General features: G+C 45.2%; 18 protein-coding genes. All 18 read left to right on the top strand.

The features are described 5' to 3' along the window. Window positions 1–19: 19 nt before the first annotated feature. The 18 genes from DXA13_RS09490 to DXA13_RS09410 all read left to right on the top strand — a co-directional run bounded on the left by DXA13_RS09490 (window position 20) and on the right by DXA13_RS09410 (window position 20,091). Window positions 20–1,984 carry a TRAP transporter permease gene (locus DXA13_RS09490; protein ID WP_118243803.1) on the top strand — a complete coding sequence of 655 codons (1,965 nt, stop codon included), beginning with the start codon at window positions 20–22 and terminating at the stop codon, window positions 1,982–1,984. Further along, complete coding sequence (locus tag DXA13_RS09485) at window positions 1,971–4,127, top strand: alpha-amylase family protein (protein WP_118243801.1); 2,157 nt, start codon at window positions 1,971–1,973, stop codon at window positions 4,125–4,127. The genes DXA13_RS09490 and DXA13_RS09485 overlap by 14 nt, the downstream gene beginning before the upstream one ends. A gap of 331 nt (window positions 4,128–4,458) precedes the next feature. Beyond that, window positions 4,459–5,970 carry a sugar ABC transporter ATP-binding protein gene (locus DXA13_RS09480; RefSeq protein ID WP_243009046.1) on the top strand — a complete coding sequence of 504 codons (1,512 nt, stop codon included), beginning with the start codon at window positions 4,459–4,461 and terminating at the stop codon, window positions 5,968–5,970. A gap of 20 nt (window positions 5,971–5,990) precedes the next feature. Next, on the top strand, window positions 5,991–6,896 hold the full coding sequence (locus tag DXA13_RS09475; RefSeq protein WP_118243797.1) for an ABC transporter permease: 906 nt from the start codon (window positions 5,991–5,993) through the stop codon (window positions 6,894–6,896). An 85-nt stretch (window positions 6,897–6,981) separates the two neighbouring features. Next, window positions 6,982–7,341: an ABC transporter permease gene (locus tag DXA13_RS09470; RefSeq protein WP_118243794.1), complete on the top strand. Its 360-nt coding sequence runs from the start codon at window positions 6,982–6,984 to the stop codon at window positions 7,339–7,341. A 142-nt stretch (window positions 7,342–7,483) separates the two neighbouring features. Continuing rightward, window positions 7,484–7,930, top strand: coding sequence for a hypothetical protein (locus DXA13_RS09465; protein ID WP_278287042.1), 447 nt, complete (start codon window positions 7,484–7,486; stop codon window positions 7,928–7,930). 25 nt (window positions 7,931–7,955) lie between these two features. Then, on the top strand, window positions 7,956–9,005 hold the full coding sequence (locus tag DXA13_RS09460; RefSeq protein ID WP_118243789.1) for a sugar ABC transporter substrate-binding protein: 1,050 nt from the start codon (window positions 7,956–7,958) through the stop codon (window positions 9,003–9,005). Window positions 9,006–9,075: 70 nt separating this feature from the next. Then, window positions 9,076–9,624: a substrate-binding domain-containing protein gene (locus DXA13_RS09455; RefSeq protein ID WP_118243786.1), complete on the top strand. Its 549-nt coding sequence runs from the start codon at window positions 9,076–9,078 to the stop codon at window positions 9,622–9,624. Next, window positions 9,546–10,088, top strand: coding sequence for a sugar ABC transporter substrate-binding protein (locus tag DXA13_RS09450; protein WP_181995596.1), 543 nt, complete (start codon window positions 9,546–9,548; stop codon window positions 10,086–10,088). The genes DXA13_RS09455 and DXA13_RS09450 overlap by 79 nt, the downstream gene beginning before the upstream one ends. Before the next feature lie 239 nt (window positions 10,089–10,327). Next, window positions 10,328–10,498: a hypothetical protein gene (locus tag DXA13_RS20985; RefSeq protein ID WP_181995595.1), complete on the top strand. Its 171-nt coding sequence runs from the start codon at window positions 10,328–10,330 to the stop codon at window positions 10,496–10,498. 18 nt (window positions 10,499–10,516) lie between these two features. Then, a complete protein-coding gene (locus DXA13_RS09445; RefSeq protein WP_118243781.1) occupies window positions 10,517–10,687 on the top strand; it encodes a FeoB-associated Cys-rich membrane protein in 171 nt (56 codons plus the stop codon). Window positions 10,688–10,767: 80 nt separating this feature from the next. After that, on the top strand, window positions 10,768–11,820 hold the full coding sequence (locus DXA13_RS09440) for a LacI family DNA-binding transcriptional regulator (protein ID WP_118243779.1): 1,053 nt from the start codon (window positions 10,768–10,770) through the stop codon (window positions 11,818–11,820). A 36-nt stretch (window positions 11,821–11,856) separates the two neighbouring features. After that, on the top strand, window positions 11,857–12,873 hold the full coding sequence (locus DXA13_RS09435; protein WP_181995594.1) for an alcohol dehydrogenase catalytic domain-containing protein: 1,017 nt from the start codon (window positions 11,857–11,859) through the stop codon (window positions 12,871–12,873). A gap of 588 nt (window positions 12,874–13,461) precedes the next feature. After that, on the top strand, window positions 13,462–13,881 hold the full coding sequence (gene rpsL, locus DXA13_RS09430; RefSeq protein ID WP_118243774.1) for a 30S ribosomal protein S12: 420 nt from the start codon (window positions 13,462–13,464) through the stop codon (window positions 13,879–13,881). A gap of 260 nt (window positions 13,882–14,141) precedes the next feature. After that, window positions 14,142–14,612, top strand: coding sequence for a 30S ribosomal protein S7 (gene rpsG, locus DXA13_RS09425; protein ID WP_118243771.1), 471 nt, complete (start codon window positions 14,142–14,144; stop codon window positions 14,610–14,612). Window positions 14,613–14,667: 55 nt separating this feature from the next. Further along, window positions 14,668–16,788 (top strand): elongation factor G, encoded by a 2,121-nt coding sequence (fusA, locus tag DXA13_RS09420; RefSeq protein WP_118243769.1) that lies wholly within the window; start codon window positions 14,668–14,670, stop codon window positions 16,786–16,788. Between the two features lie 173 nt (window positions 16,789–16,961). After that, window positions 16,962–18,155, top strand: coding sequence for an elongation factor Tu (tuf, locus tag DXA13_RS09415; protein WP_118243767.1), 1,194 nt, complete (start codon window positions 16,962–16,964; stop codon window positions 18,153–18,155). Window positions 18,156–18,459: 304 nt separating this feature from the next. After that, window positions 18,460–20,091 carry a trypsin-like peptidase domain-containing protein gene (locus tag DXA13_RS09410; protein WP_181995593.1) on the top strand — a complete coding sequence of 544 codons (1,632 nt, stop codon included), beginning with the start codon at window positions 18,460–18,462 and terminating at the stop codon, window positions 20,089–20,091. Window positions 20,092–20,381: the final 290 nt, after the last annotated feature.

Here is a 20,381-nt window from a genome sequence, read left to right as displayed (position 1 = left end):
TAATCTGGGGGATAAATATTTGGACGATTTAAGAGATACGAATGGAGAAAAAAAGATAATTGATGAAGAAACACAACAGGAACTATTAGATAAATTTGACAGGGATTCCGTTGTTGAAAAAACAGACGGCGGAAAACTGGGTTATATAACGGATGCAGTCGCAGCATTTATGTCGCTGTATATTATATATACGTGCGGATTCGGAGCCCCGGAAGCGATGCTGCATCGCGCAACGTTTATGCTCATGTGTCTGCCTCTTGTTTTTCTGATTTATCCCGCGAAAAAATCAAACAAAGGTTTCCCTCCAAAATGGTATGACTATGCAGCGGCAGGCGTTAGTATTGCCATATGCCTCTATATGATGATTCAACATAATGCGATTATTCAGAGAAATGCAATGGCTACCTCGTTTGAAAAGTACCTGTTTGCAATCGCTGTTCTGGTGATTCTGGAAGCAGTGAGAAGAGTTGCGAGTTTAGGGATGGTCTGCATAATCGGCGTTTTCCTCGCATATGCCTATGTTGGCAAATACCTTCCCGGTGTTTTCGCTCATCCTGGAATTACATTTGGAAGAATGGCCTCCTACCTCTTGCTGACGGCTGAGGGTATATTTGGAAGTACCGTAGGTACGGCAGCCGGTATGGTGGGGCTGTTTATTATATTTGCTTCGTTTATGGAAAAAACAGGAGTCGGGCGCTTCATAAATAATTTTGCATTTTCTTTGACAGGATCAAGCGCAGGCGGTCCGGCTAAAGTATCGGTAGTAACCAGCGCGCTGTTTGGGACAATCAGCGGCAATGCGGTCAGCAACGTCGTGACTACGGGAGCATTTACCATACCGCTTATGAAAAAGACAGGATATCAGAGTGAATTTGCAGGTGCGGTTGAAGCGGTGTCCTCAACAGCCGGTCAGCTCATGCCGCCTATTATGGGAGCCAGTGCGTTTATTATGGCTGACATCACGGGAATCGCGTATTCAAAGATCTGTATTGCAGCGATTGTCCCGGTACTGCTGTACTATGCAGGCTGTTTTACGATGGTACATTTGCGGGCAAAAAAGCTTGATTTAAAAGGATTGCCAAAAGAAGAACTGCCAAAACTCAGGAATGTAATTTTAAAAGAGGGATATTTAGCCATTCCATTTATTTTTGTAGTGACTATGCTGATGATGAGATACACCGTTACATTTGTAGGATTTCTGGCAATACCTTTGTGTGTTATCATTGCTGCATTAAAAAAGGAAACGAGATTAAATATTAAAGACATTATTGGAATTCTGGCTATTTCGGGAAAAAGGCTGCTGTCGATCGGGGCCGTGTGCGGCGGAATCAGCATGATTATGGCGGTATGCAATCTGACGGGAATCACACAGACACTGAGTAGTATGATTATTAAGCTGGCAGGTGGAAACTTTTTTATAACTCTTATTTTAATCGCAGTGATCTGCATTGTGATGGGAATGGGGCTTCCGACGGTATCTGTATATATGCTTCTGTCAACAGTAGCGGCACCTGCATTAATTATGGGCTTTGATGTGCCTGTATTGGCAGCGCACTTTTTTGTCTTCTATTTCGGCCTTTTGGCAAATGTGACGCCTCCGGTGGCAATACCGGCGTATGCGGCGGCTGGACTGGCGGATTCAAATCCTTCAAAAACAGGATGGCAGGCGTTTCGGCTGGCATTGGGCGGATATCTGGTGCCGTTTATCTTCATCGTCTCGCCTGACCTGTTATTCATTCATCCTACATACAAAACAGCTGTTACGATTTTAACATCTATCGCAGGAGTCGTACTGCTCAGCAGCGCGGTGGAAGGATGGCTGATGACTAGGATGAAGCTGCCGCAGAGAGTGCTTGCAGGAATTGTTGCGGCTTTGATGGTGGTGCCAGAGTCCATAACAGATATAATAGGAATTGTCTTTTTGTGCATTTTGATTTTTGTACAAGTGAAAGAAAGGAATGTAAAAATCAGTGAATACGTATAAAGAAAAAAAGCAGCCGTGGTATAGAAATACATATAGATGGGCTCAGACAAATTTAACAGAAATTGATGCCAGAGACTGCGACCTTAATACATGGAAAGAGTTCTGGAAAACAAATGAAATACAGGGAATCGTAGTAAACGCAGGAGGAATTGTAGCGTATTATCCCAGCAAAAATCCAAATCAATACCGTTCGAAGTTCCTGGGAGATCGGGATTTGCTGAAGGAATTCTGCGATGCAGCAAAAGAGGCGGAAATTGTTGTTTTAGCACGTATGGATATTAACAGAGCGACGAAAGAGGTTTACGAGGAGCACCCGGAATGGTTTGCTACTGACAGAAACGGAAAACCCTATAGGGCGGGGGAACGATACATTGCCTGTTTAAACAGTGGATATTATAAAGAATATATACCTGAATTGATGAGGGAAATTATAAGAGAGTATCATCCCAATGGGATCACGGATAATTCCTGGTGGGGGGCCAGTCCGAAGCAGATCTGTTACTGCGATGCATGTAAAAAAAGCTTCCGGGATTACTGTGGGTTTGACCTGCCTCAGAAAGCAGACTGGACTGACAGAAGGTACAGGCAGTGGATTCAGTGGAGTGTCGAATGCCGTATGAAAAACTGGGAGCTATTTAATGAAGTAACACAGAAAGAAGGGGGAGAGGACTGCCTGTGGCTAGGTATGGTAAATGCAAATCCCATGTCGGATCACGGCATGTTCAGTGATCTGCAAAAGATTGCAGAACGGTATGGTCGATGCATTATGACGGATCATCAATGCAGAGAAGAAATCGGCGGATTTGAACAGAACAGTATGAATGGTATGCTGCTGCACTCCCTTGCAGGAGATGAATCACTGATACCGGAAAGCATGGCCAACTATAACCGCGGACGTTATTTCATACGGAGAGCGGCCAACCCACCGGAGGAAACAAGAACCTGGATGCTGGAAGGCATTGCCGGAGGTCTATCACCTTGGACACATTTTATCGGGGGAGTACAGGAGGACAGGCGGATTTATGGTACATGTACGCCTGTGATGAAATGGCATAAAAAAGCAGAAAACTTTCTATATGGCCGTCAGCCTGTATTTCGAGTGGGTCTCGCATGGAGCCACGATAATATAAGGTTTTACGGAAAAGACAGAATTTCTGATGTATGTGAACTGCCCTGGAGAGGATTTTCCGGAGCCATGATAAAGGGCAGAATTCTATTTTCACCAATACACTGTAGCCAGATCGTAAAAAATATGGATAAAATAGATGTCCTTGTTATGCCGGATGTGGCAGTGCTTACTGACGACCAGATTGATCAGGTTATAGAGTTTTATAAATCAGGCAAGAGCCTCGTCGTTACAGGAGCAACAGGGGAATTAGATGAGTTGGGATATCAAAGAGAGAGAAATCCGGTCATGGAACTGCTGGGAATTGAGAAAGAGAATACGGTTCATGATGTCAAACTTCAGGGAGGATATACATTTAATACGATTGATAATTATGACCTGCACAATTACATGAGGCTTGATAACAAATCGCATGAAATTTTAAAAGGATTTGAAGATACTGACATTATTACGATATCCGGACAGGTTTATAAGGTGAGATCTGTCGGCGGCCTTGAGACGGTGACGACTTATATACCGGAGTTTCCGACTTATCCGCCTGAAATAAGCTATATGGAAGACGATAAAAGATCCACCGATTTTCCTGTTATAATGGCGGGAATGAGCCCTTATGGCGGAAGAGGTGTTTATATTTCCGCCGATATTGACAGACGATATGGCTATGCTAAAATTCCGGATCATGGCAAGCTGCTGGGCAGCTGTGTAAAGTGGGCAGCAGGCGGCACAGGTGTTTTTGAGTCGGAAGGAGAAGGATATATCGACTGTAAGATGTATCGACAGGAAGAACGGTGGATTCTCCAGCTGATTAATTTGTCTGGTTTGAATATGTGGCCTGGATATGCAGAAGAACACTATTCAGTTGGTCCAAATCAGTTTAAGATATATGTCGGAGAGCAGAAGGTCAAACGGGTTTATAAGATGGTAGAGGATGGTGCAGTTGAATTTGAACAGAAGGATGGCTGGATTGTATTTCAGATAGAAAATTTGAGTGTTCATGAAATGGTAGTGATAGAATAATAAAAAGAGGGGATCGCAAGAGTAATAGCAGACTTGCGATCCCTTCTTTTTGCTTTTTTACAGGAGGTTTTCAAACGTAAGCCAGACACAAAAAAATAGGCTAATATTATCCAAACACGGATAATATAAACTGATAATTTGATGATAACTGGATGAAAAATAGCAAAAATAATAAAAATGTATTTACTTTCAGATTTCTGTGTGTTAATATCGAAATAGAAAACGTTTTCGGAAAACCTTTTCTATAACTGGGCCAATGCTGCATGAGAGGAATAAAAATAGAGAGACAGGAACGGTTTATAGAGAATATGAGGAGATAGGAGGTCTTGACGTGGAACAGCAAACGATTTTGCTGAAGGCTGAAGGAATTACGAAACGCTTTGCCGGAATGACAGCTCTCAATAAGGTTCAGCTTACGGTGTATCCCGGCAAGGTAAACGTACTCCTGGGAGAAAATGGTGCTGGAAAATCCACACTTGTAAAAATAATTTCAGGGGTTTACATCCGTGATGAGGGCGATCTCTGGCTCAACGGAGAAAAAGTTGAATTTGCAAATGTAAAGGAAGCACAGAAAGCTGGAATCAGTATTATACACCAGGAGCTTAATATGCTTCCTGAACGCACCATTGCCCAGAATATTTTTCTCGGACGTGAACCGATGAAAACAGGAGGGATTGTGGACTATAAGAAAATGGTCATGGAAAGCAGAAAGCTTCTGAATAACCTGGGCCTGGATTTAAACCCGAATTCCCTCGTTAAAAATCTAAGCATCGCTCAGCAGCAGATGGTTGAAGTTACGAAAGCGTTGTCTTTCAATTTAAAGCTGCTGATTATGGACGAACCAACCTCCTCTTTAACTAAAAATGAGATTGACAAGCTCTTTGAAATTGTAGACAGGCTGAAATCCCAGGGAATCGGTATTATTTACATATCACACAGGATGGATGAATTGCTCCGGGTAGGGGATCAGATCACAATTATGCGGGACGGTGAGTACATTGACTGTGTCGATACGGATCATATTGATATGGATGAGGTGGTCTCCAAAATGGTCGGCCGTAAAATTGAAAAACTTTACAATCGCCGGTGGAATGAGCCGGGAGCTGTCGTTCTAAGGACGGAGAGTCTATGTGGAATCCGCTTACGCAATGTGAACATTGAGGTCAGAAAGGGAGAGATCGTTTCTCTGTCCGGGCTTGTAGGAGCAGGACGGACGGAAGTTGCAAAAGCCATATTCGGTTACGACCCTGTCACCGGAGGAAAATATTTTTTCAATGGAAAAGAAATTACAAGACCAACTCCTAAAAAGAGCGTGCGAATGGGAATGGCTTTCCTGCCGGAGGACAGAAAGAACGAAGGGCTTCTCCTGAGAAAATCCATTAAGGAGAACGTAGTCAGCGCCGGCCTGTTCAAATTCTTTCCCAAGGGACTTCTGAATGACCGAAGAGAGGCGGAGATTGCGGAGAGGTACAGAAATGAGCTGAAGATCGCGACTACCGGTGTAGAGAAACTGGCAGGTGAATTGTCAGGAGGTAATCAGCAGAAGGTGGTTATCGGAAAATGGCTGGCTACCGGTAATCAGTTTTTTATTTTCGATGAACCGACCAGAGGGATTGACGTAGGGGCTAAGGCAGAAATTTACCAGCTTCTGGATCACCTGGCAGCCGAGGGGGCAGCTATTCTGATGATTTCTTCCGAAATGAATGAAGTAATTGGTTTAAGCGACAGGGTGTATGTGATGTATGAAGGAGAAATTATGGGCGAATTCAGCCATGAAGAAGTATCTCAGGAAGCAATTGTTGCGAAAAGTGTGGGAGGCGTAAAGGCAGCTAAGAAAGGATAAGATGGAAGGAGGGATTCAGCATGAATAGATTCATAAACAATAGAGCCGCCGCATTTTTTAAAAGGTTTAACATTCCAGGGATGGCTTACAGCACGGCGTTGTTTTTTCTGTTTTTCGGCTTCCTGACAGGCTGGAGAATCGCCGCACCGGCCAATGTGCTTCTGATTCTACGCAACTCAGCAGTTCTGATACTGGCATCGATCGGTATGAACATGGTCATTCTGGTTTCGCAGGTGGATATTTCCATCGGTCCGGTTATGTCTTTGGCAGGGGCGGTCGTTGCGGTTGTGCTGAACGCCGGTTTGGGGCTGGCGCCTTCCATACTGTCCGGACTTGTGGTCGGAATGGCAGTAGGACTTCTCAACGGGATCCTGATTGCGGTTTTTCGTTTTGACTACTGGATCACTACGTTTGCTACAATGGGAATTTGCTCCGGACTTGCCCTTGTCGTTGCGGATGGCGGGACGGTACCGATTTCAAACAAGACGTTTAACTGGCTGGGAAATGGGAAAGTGGGTGGTATTTATGTGATGATTTACATAACTGCCGCCGTTGTTGCCGCTGTCATTTTCGTGCTCCGCAGGACGAAATTCGGTTACAATATCTACTCTATCGGAGGTTCGGAGATATCAGCCAGGCTGAACGGCCTGAATGTGGTTAAAAACAGAATCCTTGTATTTATATGCAGCGGATTTTTTGCCGCGGCGGCGGGAATCATTCTCTCCGCTATGAGCAGTTCTGCCAATCCCATAGGCGGCGCAAATTATTCATTCGATGCGATGGCCGCCGTTATCATAGGAGGAACTACATTTGAAGGAGGACGAGGTTCCCTGGCTGGAACGGTATTTGGTGCGCTTATGCTTCGCATTTTGTCCAACGGACTTGGGTGCATGAGCGTTCCCGCCACCTGGCAGAGGCAATTATAGGCTTTGTCATTGTTGCAGTGCTGGTAGCCGATGCCATCAGTACAAAACATCGCAAAATCAGAGATTCCAGGAGGGTGTATGCAAGATGAAAGCTGTTAAGAAAATGCTCTCTCAGTATTCAAGAATTTTACTGCTTTTATTAATCGTTGCGGTACTGGCCATGCTGAAGCCGGAAGCATTTTGGAATTGGGGCAATATTACAACCGTCATTTTCCAACAGGCACCATTTACCATGCTTATGAGCTTTGGGATGACCCTGGCTATTATCACAAAAGGAATTGATAAATCGATGGGTTCCATTCTTGTGCTCAGCAATGTGATTGCAGCGACAATTGTGAAAAATAATCAGATTTTTCTCGGGATCACGACTGCATTGCTGATCGGCATTATCTGCGGGGTCTGCAACGGGCTGCTGATTACGAAAGCGGGAATTCCGCCTTTGTAGCTACATACGGCGTCGATTTTATTACACTCGGCCTGGCATATGTTTATACGGGCGGCGTATCGATCTACGGGTTCAGTGACGGTTTTAGAAAAATCAGCACATTTTCCATTGCAGGGGTTACCAGTCTGGCAGTCATAACCTCGTGATTCTATGGGGACTTCAGTTTATGATGAAACGCACTACATTCGGCCGGGGAATTTACTCTACGGGAACGAATTTCGGCGCCACCGTACTGACCGGTATTGATGCAGAAAAAACCATCATTATTGTATATATGATAAATGGCATTCTGGCCGCTGTAACGGGTATTCTTTACATGGCGCGTCTGAACGCAGCAGATCCTGGAATCAGCGGAAACTTTACGCTGGACTCTATCGCAGCGACTCTGATCGGTGGCAATTCTTTCATCGGCGGAGAAGGATCTATTGGAAATGCGGCAATAGGGGCCATGATCATCGTATTTATACGCAACGGAATGAATATTCTTGGCGTTGCCACGACGTGGCAGCAGGCGGCAATTGGCTTCGTAATTCTGGCGTCTATTGGGCTGGAGGCATGCACGAGGATTTTAACAAATAATAAAAACTGATGTAGTTTTGGATGGGAGGATTTCTATGAAGAAGGTCACAGTAGTTGCAACATTATATTTGGCAGCTGTTTTGTCTCTCACCGGCTGTACCGGTTCCACAGGATCAGGGTCAGACGACGTGAACGGGCCTGAGACGGCCCAAGCGGAGAAAACGGAACAATCTGAGCAGAAAACAGAGGATAAGGCCCTGGAAAATGCGGCAGAGAGCAAAGAAGAGAGCCGCAGCGTTACTTTTGTTCTCAAAAATCTGGTCAATCCTTTTTGCGTTACGGTGAAGGAAGGAGCAGAACAGGCCGCCCGGGACAACAACATCAATCTGACGGTTCTTACACCGGTTCAGGGAGACAACAACGAGGAACTGATGCAGCTGACAGAACAGGCGGTAGCCAGTGGGGATTGCGATGTTCTGGTGGTATTTCCGTCTGACTCTATCGGCATTATTCCGGCGGTGCAGAAGGCTTATGACGCTGAGATACCTGTAGTAATTCTCAATACCGCGATTAAAAGCGAGGAAAAAATATGGGAAACGTTCGTTGCATGCAAAGACTGGGAAATCGGGCGAGCCTGCGGCGAAGCTCTGGTGGAGCGAATGGATTACAAAGGAAACGTCATTTTGATAGAAGGCGTAACAGGTGCGCAGATTTCCATTGACCGGATCGGCGGAGCCAGAGAAGTAATTGAGAGTTATCCGGATATGAAAGTCGTGGCTTCCCAGCCGGCAGATATGAACCGGGCAAAAGCAATGGAAGTGATGCAGAATCTTCTGCAGGCTCATCCGGATGTGAACGGGGTATGGGCAATTAATGATGAGATGGCATTAGGATGTGTAGAAGCGATTGCAGCAGCGGGAAAGAGTGATCAGATTATTATCGGCGGCTGTAATGGGGATACGGAAGGGCGCAATGCTCTGAAAGAGGGAAAACTGGCCTTTGACTGTGATATTTCTCCGTTTAATCAGGGATATCAGGCAATTTTAGCGGCTGCAAAGATCATAGACGGTGAAGAAGTGGAGGAGAGAATCGTAACCGATATGCGCATTCTGGATATGAACCATGCAGACGAGGTGATTCAATAATCTGGTATGCGACATTTTCAGAACAGATTGATAACTGATGGCTTATGTTTATAAATAAGGAGGTTTTACAATGAAAAGAAACGTGATGACCGCTGCTTTATGCATAACCATGGTTGTGACGCTCTCGGCCTGTTCCAATTCCGGGAAATCGTCATCCGCTGCTGATTCTCAGCCTGCCGGCACATCTGCGCAGGATACGGAAAAGGAGGCAAAACCGTCAGAAGGAGGCCGTAATGTAACGCTCGTACTTAAAAATCTGATTAATCCATTCTGTGTCACGGTGAAAGAGGGGGCGGAACAGGCTGGGAAGGATAACGACCTGAATCTGACGATTCTTACTCCTGTCCAGGGGGATAATAATGAGGAACTAATGCAGCTGACAGAACAGGCGGTAGCCAGCGGTGAATGTGACGCCCTAATTGTTTTTCCGTCTGACTCCATCGGCATCGTACCGGCAGTGCAGAAAGCTTATGACGCAAATATTCCCATTGTCATACTCAATACGGCGATCAACAGCAGGATACCATATGGGAAAGTTATGTGGCATGTGAGAACTGGGAAGTCGGACGTGCCTGCGGTGAAGCACTGGCAAAGAAAATGGGCTATAAAGGAAAGGTAATTCTGATAGAAGGCGTCACAGGTGCGCAGAACTCAATTGACCGGATCGGAGGAGCCAGGGAAGTTATCGAAAGCTATCCGGACATGGAGATTGTCGCTTCCCAGTCGGGAGATATGAACAGGGCAAAGGCCATGGAAGTGATGCAGAACCTGCTTCAGGCCCATCCGGATGTACAGGGAGTTTATGCTATCAATGATGAGATGGCTCTTGGATGTGTGGAGGCGATCGCGGCTGCAGGAAGGTCAGATCAGATTATTGTAGGTGGGTGTGATGGAAACGCAGATGCGCGTACCGCAATCCGGGACGACAAGCTGGCATTTTCCTGTGATTTAGTCCCATACGATCAGGGATATCAGGCGGTTGCGGCAGCAGCTAAAATCGTCAATGGGGAAGAGGTAGAAGAGCGAGTCGTCACTAAGATGCTGATTATCGATAAGGACAATGTAGATGAGACCGTAAATTAAAATAGCATTCCGCATATTCAAAATCCGGAACATACTTTCATATGTACCAGGTTCCTGTGAGAAGAATCACCCATATCTTCAGGAACCTGATATACTTGTATCGCAGGAGGTTTGATATGAAATGAGCTGTTTGACATTTCCACCGGCTGCTATTAGAATGAAAAGAAATTAAGCTGTGTCTGTCCGCCGCAGGCGAAAGCGGTGTACTCAGAAACCGGATTTTGAAAGGAGCGTGTAAAATGCAAAAAATAATTTGGATAAGAAGCAGTGCAAATGCCAAAAGTGTGAATGATGGGTTAGAAGAGGTGAATGAAGAGCTTAAACAGGGATGGAAAGTAAAATTAATATCAGCCTGTGCCGCCAATAGCATGAATTTTGGTCAGGCATATATTGTGCTGGAGAAAGAATAAACAGATGGAGAAAAGAGAATGCAGATCATAGACCTTTTGCTGCTGCTTTGTGTGGCTTTTGCCGCCGGGCTGGCAGCACGTAAAATTTATCGGGATAAAAAGTCGGGCAGATCCTGCTGCCAGGGCGGCTGTCAAGGATGTACTCATAGGAACAGCTGCGGCTCTAAAAAGGAAGAAAGAACAGAATAATCTGCCTGATTTTTACGCAATTGGGGAATTTCCCCATGAAATCATTACGAAGGCGGAACTGGCAGAAATGAGGGATATGAGTGAAAAATGAACAGGCATTACGGCCGATGACGATAAAAGATGTTGCTAAAAAAGCGAATGTATCAATAACCACAGTGTCGAGAGTTCTGAACAACAACGATTATTTTGTCAGTGAGCAGACAAAGCAGCATGTACTGGGAGTAATAGAAGAATTAAAATATCGTCCGAATGTGCTGGCCCGGGGACTGCACTCTTTTTCTACCATGACAGTTGGATTAATCATACAGGATATTACAAACCCCTACTATCCCAGAATTGTAAAAGGTGCGGAGAGCCGCGCACAGAAGTCGAAATACAGCATTATACTCGCCAATACACAAAGAAGCCAGGAAAAGATCACACAGTCCTTGAGAATTATGTGGGAAAAAAGGGTGGACGGACTGATTATGGTGGGAAGAAGCATCATTCGAAATGTGGAGAATTCCGCCTATTTTCACGAATCAGGAATGAAAGTAGTTGCGGTCGGAACGCCTGAAGATGAGAGCATCCATTCGGTACAGATTGACAATGTGGAGGCTGCCAGGCAGGCCTGTAAAGCTCTGATCTCACTGGGACATAAGAGAATTGCCATGATAGCCGGAACAGAAACATCTATATCTGCATTAGAACGGGAACGTGGCTACAGGAAGGCGATGGAGGAAGCGGGATTTCCTGTGCCTGACCAATATTTTGTACATGGAGATTTTACTGCAGAAGGAGGAAGGCGTGCGGCAGACGAACTGAATAAGCAGGGATTTGGAGGACGGGACGGAATTACAGCGGTATTCTGCCAAAACGATCTTATGGCTATCGGTGTCCTGAATGGTTTGAAGGCAAATGGTATCCGGGTTCCGGAAGAGGTATCGGTGATGGGATTCGACAATATACAGGCGGCAACGTTTGTAACCCCTGCGCTTACCACAGTTGCAGTGCCTGTAGCTGAGCTGGGTGAAAAGGCTATGGAAACTCTGGAGAGTTTGCTGAAAAACGAAGCGGCTCCTCTGGTACAGTATCTGCCCACCCATATTGAGTACAGGGAATCCGTAGGGAGATATACGGATCATGGAACATGAAAGATGGAACATGTATATATGGAAGGGGGATTTACGATGAAAGCAATGCTGCTGGAACAATTCGGGCAGCCTCTGCGCTACGGAGAAGTCCCGGACCCGGTTCCGGGATATGGAGAGGTGGTTCTGGACGTGGAAGCATGCGGCGTCTGTCATTCAGATTTAAAGATAATTTCCGGCATGCATCCGAACTGCGCACAAATCCGGCTGCCGTTTATTCCAGGCCATGAGGTGGTCGGAAGAGTAAGCGCGGCCGGGAGCGGGGTGAACGGCTGGAAAATTGGAGAGCGGGCCCTGGTTTCCATCTATATGGGCTGCACGACGTGTGACAGCTGCCGGGCTGGAATGGAACAGCTCTGTGAAAGTGATGAGCTGCAAATTATCGGATTCACGGAAAATGGAGGTTATGCACAGAAAATGAAGGTGCGGGCCAGAAATCTTGTTCCGATTTCAGATGAAATTCCGGCCGCAGAGGCCGCCGTCATTACAGATGCAGTGGCAACCTGCTGGAGGGCAGCATTTGAAGCGGCTAATATCAAAAGTGGGGAAAAGGCTCTCGTAATCGGTTTTGGAGGACTTGGAGTACACATGGCTCAGATCTTGAACAGCTGCGGCGTGGATGTAACAGTCTGTGAACCATGCAGAGAGAAGGTAACCATTGCCGGGGAGCTTGGGCTTAATCAGGTGTTTTGCGGATACGCAGAAGATTTGCCTGCGGATGAAACGTTCCATACAATATTTGATGTTACAGGAAAAATAACGAATTATAACGGAATATTATCTCATCTGAAAAGGCGGGGAAAATTTGTCATGGTGGGGTATTCGGTTAACAGTCCATCCCTTTTCTCTTCTGCTGCAGCGCATGTGAACGAACTGAGCCTGATAGGCACACGCGGTCATTCGGTAAAGAATCTGAAGGATGCCCTCAAAATGGTCGAGATGGGAAAGATTAAACCGATCATAGGGGCAGTCAATTCACTGGAAAATGCGAATGAAGTCTTACGTCAGCTGAACGATGGTGGGCATATATGCGGCCGTTTTGTTTTAATTCCATAAGTTCGATAGAAATGGGATGATAACATTTGTCTTTTTTAAGATTATTACTTCTGTATTTATATATTTATATTAAGGAAGGGATGCAGTCGATCAAATCGTAAAAAGCAGCCGGTACGGGGCGCAGCAAATATTACCGCAAGGTTTTATTTTGCTGAAGTTTTGTGCCGGCTTTTATTTTTAGAAGCTATTCGGTTGAAACGGATGAAAGGCGTTGCTACATATTATAATACATATTCCTCCGGCAAAGATTGAGCCGATAAAGACAGGAGCTGCGGCTACTATGCACTGCACCTGGAATATTTACAGCAGATATGGTAATTATTAAAGAAGGCGCCGTATATTTTATTTGGATACACGGCATAAGCCGCAATTTTAAAATGCAGCCGGAAAAATGGCCCTGTCTGCCGACATGGTAAGATGCTGATGAAATCTGTATAAAATGCAGGAAAAAAATAGATTTTTCAGCTTGACAGAAAAATGGAATCTGTATATAATAAGTAAGCGTGCATAAACGTAAGCGTTTTTTGTATGCAAAAATCACGCTGATTAAAAGCGCAACCACAGACAATATCACAGGAGGTGAAAAGAATGCCAACATTTAACCAGTTAGTTAGAAAGGGAAGACAGACTTCAGAAAAGAAGTCTACAGCACCGGCCCTTCAGAAAGGTTACAACTCTTTAAAGAAACGTGCAACTGATCTTTCTGCTCCGCAGAAGAGAGGCGTTTGTACAGCTGTTAAGACTGCAACTCCTAAGAAGCCAAACTCTGCTCTTAGAAAAATCGCCAGAGTTCGTCTTTCTAACGGAATCGAAGTAACAAGCTACATTCCAGGTGAGGGTCACAACCTTCAGGAGCATAGCGTTGTTCTGATCCGTGGAGGAAGGGTAAAAGACTTGCCAGGTACCAGATACCACATCATCAGAGGTACACTGGATACTGCAGGTGTTGCTAACAGAAAGCAGGCCCGTTCTAAATACGGCGCTAAGAGACCGAAAGACAAGAAATAATTCACGCAGTTCATGAATCATTTTTGGTGCCGGAAGACCGGTTGATATTGACCTGTGGGTTGCAGGATTATATAAATTGGAGAACCGAGCACGAAACATGCAGAAGGCTGGCCGAATCAGGCACAGTCATGTACGCCGGTGCATGACCGCACAGATTGGCGTGTCATGAAACAGGTGTTACACTTGAGCGTGAGTACCTGGGATTTAATAAAATGCGGACGCGCAGAGCGGAACGCAGGATGATTAAGGAGGGAAGTAACGTGCCACGTAAAGGACATACTCAGAAAAGAGAGGTTCTGGCAGACCCGTTATACAAGAACAAGGTTGTTACCAAACTGGTTAACAACATCATGTTAGATGGTAAAAAGGGTGTTGCTCAGAAAATTGTATACGGCGCATTTAACCGTGTTGCAGAAAAGACCGGTAAAGAAGCTGTAGAGGTATTTGAAGAAGCAATGAATAATATCATGCCTGTTCTGGAAGTAAAGGCAAAACGTATCGGTGGTGCTACCTATCAGGTGCCGATCGAGGTTAGGCCGGAGAGAAGGCAGACATTAGCACTTCGTTGGATCACTATGTTTTCACGCAAGAGAGGCGAGAAGACACAGGAAGAAAGACTGGCTAATGAAATTATGGATGCTGCCAACAACACAGGTGCATCTGTTAAGAGAAAAGAAGACATGCACAAGATGGCAGAAGCAAACAAGGCATTTGCTCATTACAGATTCTAATCGAATCTGTGATGCGGCGTAGGCCGTGTTTCGGAATAATAAGGAGGAAAATCCCTTGGCTGGAAGAGAATATCCATTAGACAGAACCAGGAATATTGGAATCATGGCTCATATCGATGCTGGTAAGACTACATTGACTGAGCGTATCCTTTATTATACTGGTGTAAACTATAAGATTGGTAATACTCATGAGGGTAATGCTACCATGGACTGGATGGCCCAGGAGCAGGAAAGAGGTATTACTATTACTTCAGCAGCTACTACCTGTCATTGGACTTTGGAAGAAAACTGTAAACCAAAGCCAGGTGCATTGGAACATCGTATCAACATTATCGATACTCCAGGACACGTTGACTTTACAGTAGAAGTTGAACGTTCCCTGCGTGTACTTGACGGTGCTGTAGGCGTTTTCTGTGCAAAGGGCGGTGTTGAGCCGCAGTCTGAAAACGTTTGGCGTCAGGCAGACACATACAACGTACCTAGAATGGCATTCATCAACAAGATGGACATTTTAGGCGCGAATTTCTATAACGCTGTAGATCAGATTCGTACCAGATTGGGAAAGAATGCAATCTGTCTGCAGTTACCAATCGGTAAGGAAGATGAATTCAAGGGAATCATCGACTTATTCGAGATGAAAGCCTACATCTATAATGATGAAAAGGGCGAAGATATCTCCATCGTAGATATTCCTGAAGATATGCAGGATGATGCAGAGCTGTATCATACTGAATTAGTCGAGAAGATCTGCGAACTGGATGATGATCTGATGATGCAGTATCTGGAAGGCGAAGAACCGAGCATTGAAGAATTGAAGAAAGTTCTTAGAAAGGGTACTTGCGAGTGTGCAGCAATTCCTGTATGCTGCGGTACTGCTTATAGAAATAAGGGCGTTCAGAAGCTGCTTGATGCAGTTGTGGAATTCATGCCTGCTCCTACAGATATTGCTGATATTAAGGGTACTGACCTGGAAGGCAACGAAGTGGAAAGACATTCTTCCGACGACGAGCCGTTCTCAGCACTCGTATTCAAGATTATGACAGACCCATTCGTTGGTAAACTGGCATACTTCCGCGTGTATTCAGGATCTTTGAACTCCGGTTCTTACGTACTGAATGCAACGAAGGGCAAGAAGGAGCGTGTTGGACGTATCCTTCAGATGCATGCAAATAAGAGACAGGAATTAGATAAGGTTTATTCCGGCGATATCGCTGCTGCAATCGGATTTAAGTTCAGCGGTACAGGTGATACCATCTGTGATGAACAGCACCCGGTTATTCTGGAATCCATGGAATTCCCAGAGCCTGTTATCGACATTGCAATCGAGCCTAAGACAAAAGCGGGACAGCAGAAGATGGGCGAAGCTCTTGCAAAACTTTCAGAAGAGGATCCGACCTTCCGTGCAAGAACAGATCATGAGACAGGACAGACAATCATTTCCGGTATGGGCGAGCTTCATCTGGAAATCATCGTTGACCGTCTGCTCCGTGAGTTCAACGTAGAAGCAAATGTCGGCGCTCCTCAGGTTGCATACAAGGAAACATTCACAAAGGCTGTTGATCAGGAATATAAATATGCAAAACAGTCCGGCGGACGTGGACAGTATGGACACTGTAAAGTTAAGTTCGAACCAATGGATGCAAATGCTGAGGAAGTATTCAAGTTTGAATCCAGCGTTGTCGGCGGTGCTATTCCTAAGGAATATGTTCCTGCAGTCGGCGAAGGTATTGAAGAAGCAACTAAGGCTGGTATCTTAGGCGGATTCCCGGTACTGGGCGTACATGCAAATGTATACGACGGTTCCTACCATGAGGTTGACTCTTCTGAAATGGCATTCCACATTGCCGGTTCTATGGCATTCAAGGAAGCTATGAAGAAAGCAAATCCTGTTCTGATCGAACCGATCATGAAGGTCGAAGTAACTATGCCTGAAGAATATATGGGCGACGTTATCGGCGATATCAATTCCCGCCGCGGCCGTATTGAAGGTATGGAAGACATCGGCGGCGGAAAGCTGATCAAGGCATATGTGCCGCTTTCTGAAATGTTCGGTTATTCCACAGACTTACGTTCTAAGACACAGGGACGCGGTAACTACTCTATGTTCTTTGAGAAATATGAGCAGGTTCCGAAGAGCGTTCAGGAGAAAGTTCTTAACGAAAGAAACGGCAAATAATTCGGAATAAATTATTAAGTTCCGCAGCACTTTTGCGGCAGTAAAACTGCCGCAGAGTGTAAAGAAAATAGGCTTGAAAATAGTATTTAAATATAATATAATTATAGACAGCCTAGATATAGAAACTATAATAGCCCTCTTTAGGGGGCGCAAATTAAGGAGGACGTTATAAAATGGCTAAAGCTAAGTTTGAAAGAAACAAACCGCATTGTAACATTGGTACCATCGGACACGTTGACCATGGTAAAACGACTTTAACAGCTGCTATCACAAAGACTCTTCACGAGAGATTAGGTACTGGTGAAGCTGTTGCTTTCGAAAATATTGATAAGGCTCCAGAAGAGAGAGAGCGTGGAATCACAATCTCTACAGCTCACGTTGAGTATGAGACAGAGAAAAGACATTACGCACACGTTGACTGCCCAGGCCATGCTGACTATGTAAAGAACATGATCACTGGTGCTGCTCAGATGGACGGCGCTATCCTGGTTGTTGCTGCAACTGATGGTGTTATGGCTCAGACAAGAGAGCATATCCTTCTTTCCCGTCAGGTAGGCGTACCTTACATCGTAGTATTCATGAACAAGTGTGATATGGTTGACGATCCAGAACTTCTTGAATTAGTAGAGATGGAAATCCGTGAGCTTCTTGACGAGTATGAATTCCCAGGCGATGATACACCTATCATCCAGGGATCTGCATTAAAGGCTCTGGAAGATCCTACAAGCGAGTGGGGCGACAAAATCCTTGAATTAATGGCTGCAGTTGACAGCTATGTTCCGGACCCAGTTCGTGAAACAGACAAGCCATTCTTAATGCCTGTAGAGGACGTATTCTCTATCACAGGCCGTGGTACTGTTGCTACAGGTAGAGTAGAGCGTGGTACATTACACGTTTCTGACGAAGTTGAAATCGTTGGTGTACACGAAGAAACTCGTAAGGTTGTTGTAACCGGTATCGAGATGTTCCGTAAGTTACTTGACGAGGCTCAGGCTGGTGATAACATCGGTGCTCTTCTTCGTGGCGTTCAGAGAAACGAAATCGAAAGAGGACAGTGTCTTGTTAAACCAGGTTCTGTAAAGTGCCATAAGAAATTTACAGCTCAGGTTTACGTACTGACAAAAGATGAAGGTGGACGTCATACACCTTTCTTCAACAACTACCGTCCGCAGTTCTACTTCAGAACAACTGACGTAACAGGCGTTTGCGATTTACCAGAAGGCGTTGAAATGTGTATGCCTGGTGACAACGTAGAAATGACTGTTGAACTGATCCATCCAGTAGCTATGGAGCAGGGACTTCGTTTCGCTATCCGTGAAGGCGGACGTACAGTAGGTTCAGGTAGAGTTGTATCTATCATTGAATAATCATTAGAATATATCGCACCACAGGGTGCATTGTGTCCAAGCGTAAGAGACCCGCAGAACTTTGTTCTGCGGGTTTTTCTGTACAATAAGCACATACCAGCTTTGTTGATTTTTGTAGATTACGATGGTATAATGACCGCAAAGCGGGCATTATACCTGCGCATAGACGGTTTTGGCGCAAGCCGCCAAAAACCGTGCGCTAAGTTCCGCCGGAGGCATGATATCCGGAGAGCGGATATAGATAATGACCGCAAAGCGGGCATTATACCTGTGCAGCAATTCGACGTGGGCGGAGGAAAGAAAAATGGGTCTTTTACAGAGCTTTCAGGTTACGGTGAGACCTCTCTCGGGAGAGGATGTGATCGGTGAATTTACAGCTACAGAGGGGCGATACTCTAATTTTACGAAAGAGGTCAGCTTTATTCGCTATGTGGGAGCCAGTCATAACAGGGATTACGATGAGAGAATCAGCCAGATGGACAGCACTCTGAAACGGAGAATGGAGCAGAAACAATCGGGTTATCTGAGAGTTGAGGAGATTGCCAGAGTACTTCCTGCGGATCAGACTGCAAAATATGTGGATATTTATGAAAAATGGAAGAGAGATGGTGGAAAACTCCCATTTCACTATCAAAATGAGATGTGGGAACAGGCATTTTACTGTAACTATGAGAAGCTGATACAGATGTATGTGGATACTTCGGGACGAAGGGAAGAAACCTTTCGGAGAAACTTTGGGGTAAAGGTTATATACTGGATCGACATGTATTTTCCAAAGTTGTTTTGCGAGACCTTGAAAATGCGGTCCTTTCCGAAATTTGTGTGTGGGGGTCAGGTAAAGGTACAGGAATATCTGTTTTTATATTTTCTGACCATGATGGGATGCGATGTCATGGTTCTGGCACAGGAGAAGGATGTTGCAGTCGAGGACAAGAAGCTTCTGGCACTGTCCATGATGTATCAGGCTTCCAATGAAAAAAAGCGGGAAAAAGTAACGATCAGCCGGGATTCCCTGCGAAGGATAGAGCGTGATCAGAAACAGCAGGCTCAGAGGGAACTCAGGCGGCCTGCGGCTGCCAGTCATGCAGTACCGGAGAGAATTCAAGAGAGACCGGAGGTAAAAACGCCTCAGGGTCCTCCTCAGAGAGCACCTCAGAGTCCTCCTCAAAGAGCGCCTCAAAGAACACCTGTGGTCAGTACGCAGCCTCCCACTATTCCAGGCGGAGTTAATCCCTTTGCTCCTCCGCAGCAGCAGCCACATAGAGGCACCGGGATACAGCAGCCGGCGGGTGCATCTGTAAGCCGGAAGAGGGAATGGCAGAGGCAGGAAGGCCAGATACAGGGGGCATTACCTTCTGATCGGCCGCTGGATTTTGTAGAGCTGGCTGCTAAGGCAACTTCCATTGTAATGATCAGTGTTTACAATAAAAAGGGGCAGTGTTTTAAGACAGGTTCGGGAGTAATGATCAGCAGCAAAGGATATATACTCACTAATTTTCATGTGGCCTGCGAAGGAGCTTACTATGGGATCAGGCTGGAAGAGGAAGAAGAAATTTTTTATACAAGAGAACTTGTTAAATATAATCAGTATCATGATCTGGCCGTACTGAAAACAGATAAGGCAAGACCTCCGATTCCGATTTACAGAGGCAGGGAGAAGCTGGTAAGAGGCCAGAAAGTAGTGGCAATCGGTAGCCCGCTGGGACTATTTAACACTGTTTCGGATGGAATTATTTCCGGCTTTAGAAAAATGGAAGATGTATCGATGATTCAGTTTACGGCGCCGATTTCTCATGGCAGTTCCGGAGGAGCGCTGCTGGATTTATATGGTAATCTGATCGGAATCATAACGGCCGGTGTCGATGACGGGCAGAATCTGAATTTTGCGGTGGATTATGAGACAATCCAGATGTTTGCGGGAGGTTTTACGGTCTGAAATCGGTAAGCTATCAGGAATGGTATCCTTTTCTGCACGATCGGAGTCCATACGGGAAGCAGCGGAGACTTTTTATGATAGAAACAGGGTGCACAAACTACTTACCGTGTTTGCCTCCGGTTTTTACACTTATATTTTCGTAATATTTAATAGTTACAAAATAATTGGTAATTTTTTCGTAGCTGAATTGAAAAAGTAAATTCCAGTGCGGGACTAAATTCCACTGGTCTTTAAAATTTAGCCTGAATTATCAGGTTTTTAACGTAAAGATTCTAGATATCTACTATAAT

Origin of the sequence: Clostridium sp. AM58-1XD, assembly GCF_003464085.1 — a bacterium.
Taxonomy (GTDB): Bacteria; Bacillota; Clostridia; order Lachnospirales; family Lachnospiraceae; genus Lachnoclostridium_A.
This window is presented reverse-complemented; position numbering and strand designations above follow the sequence as displayed.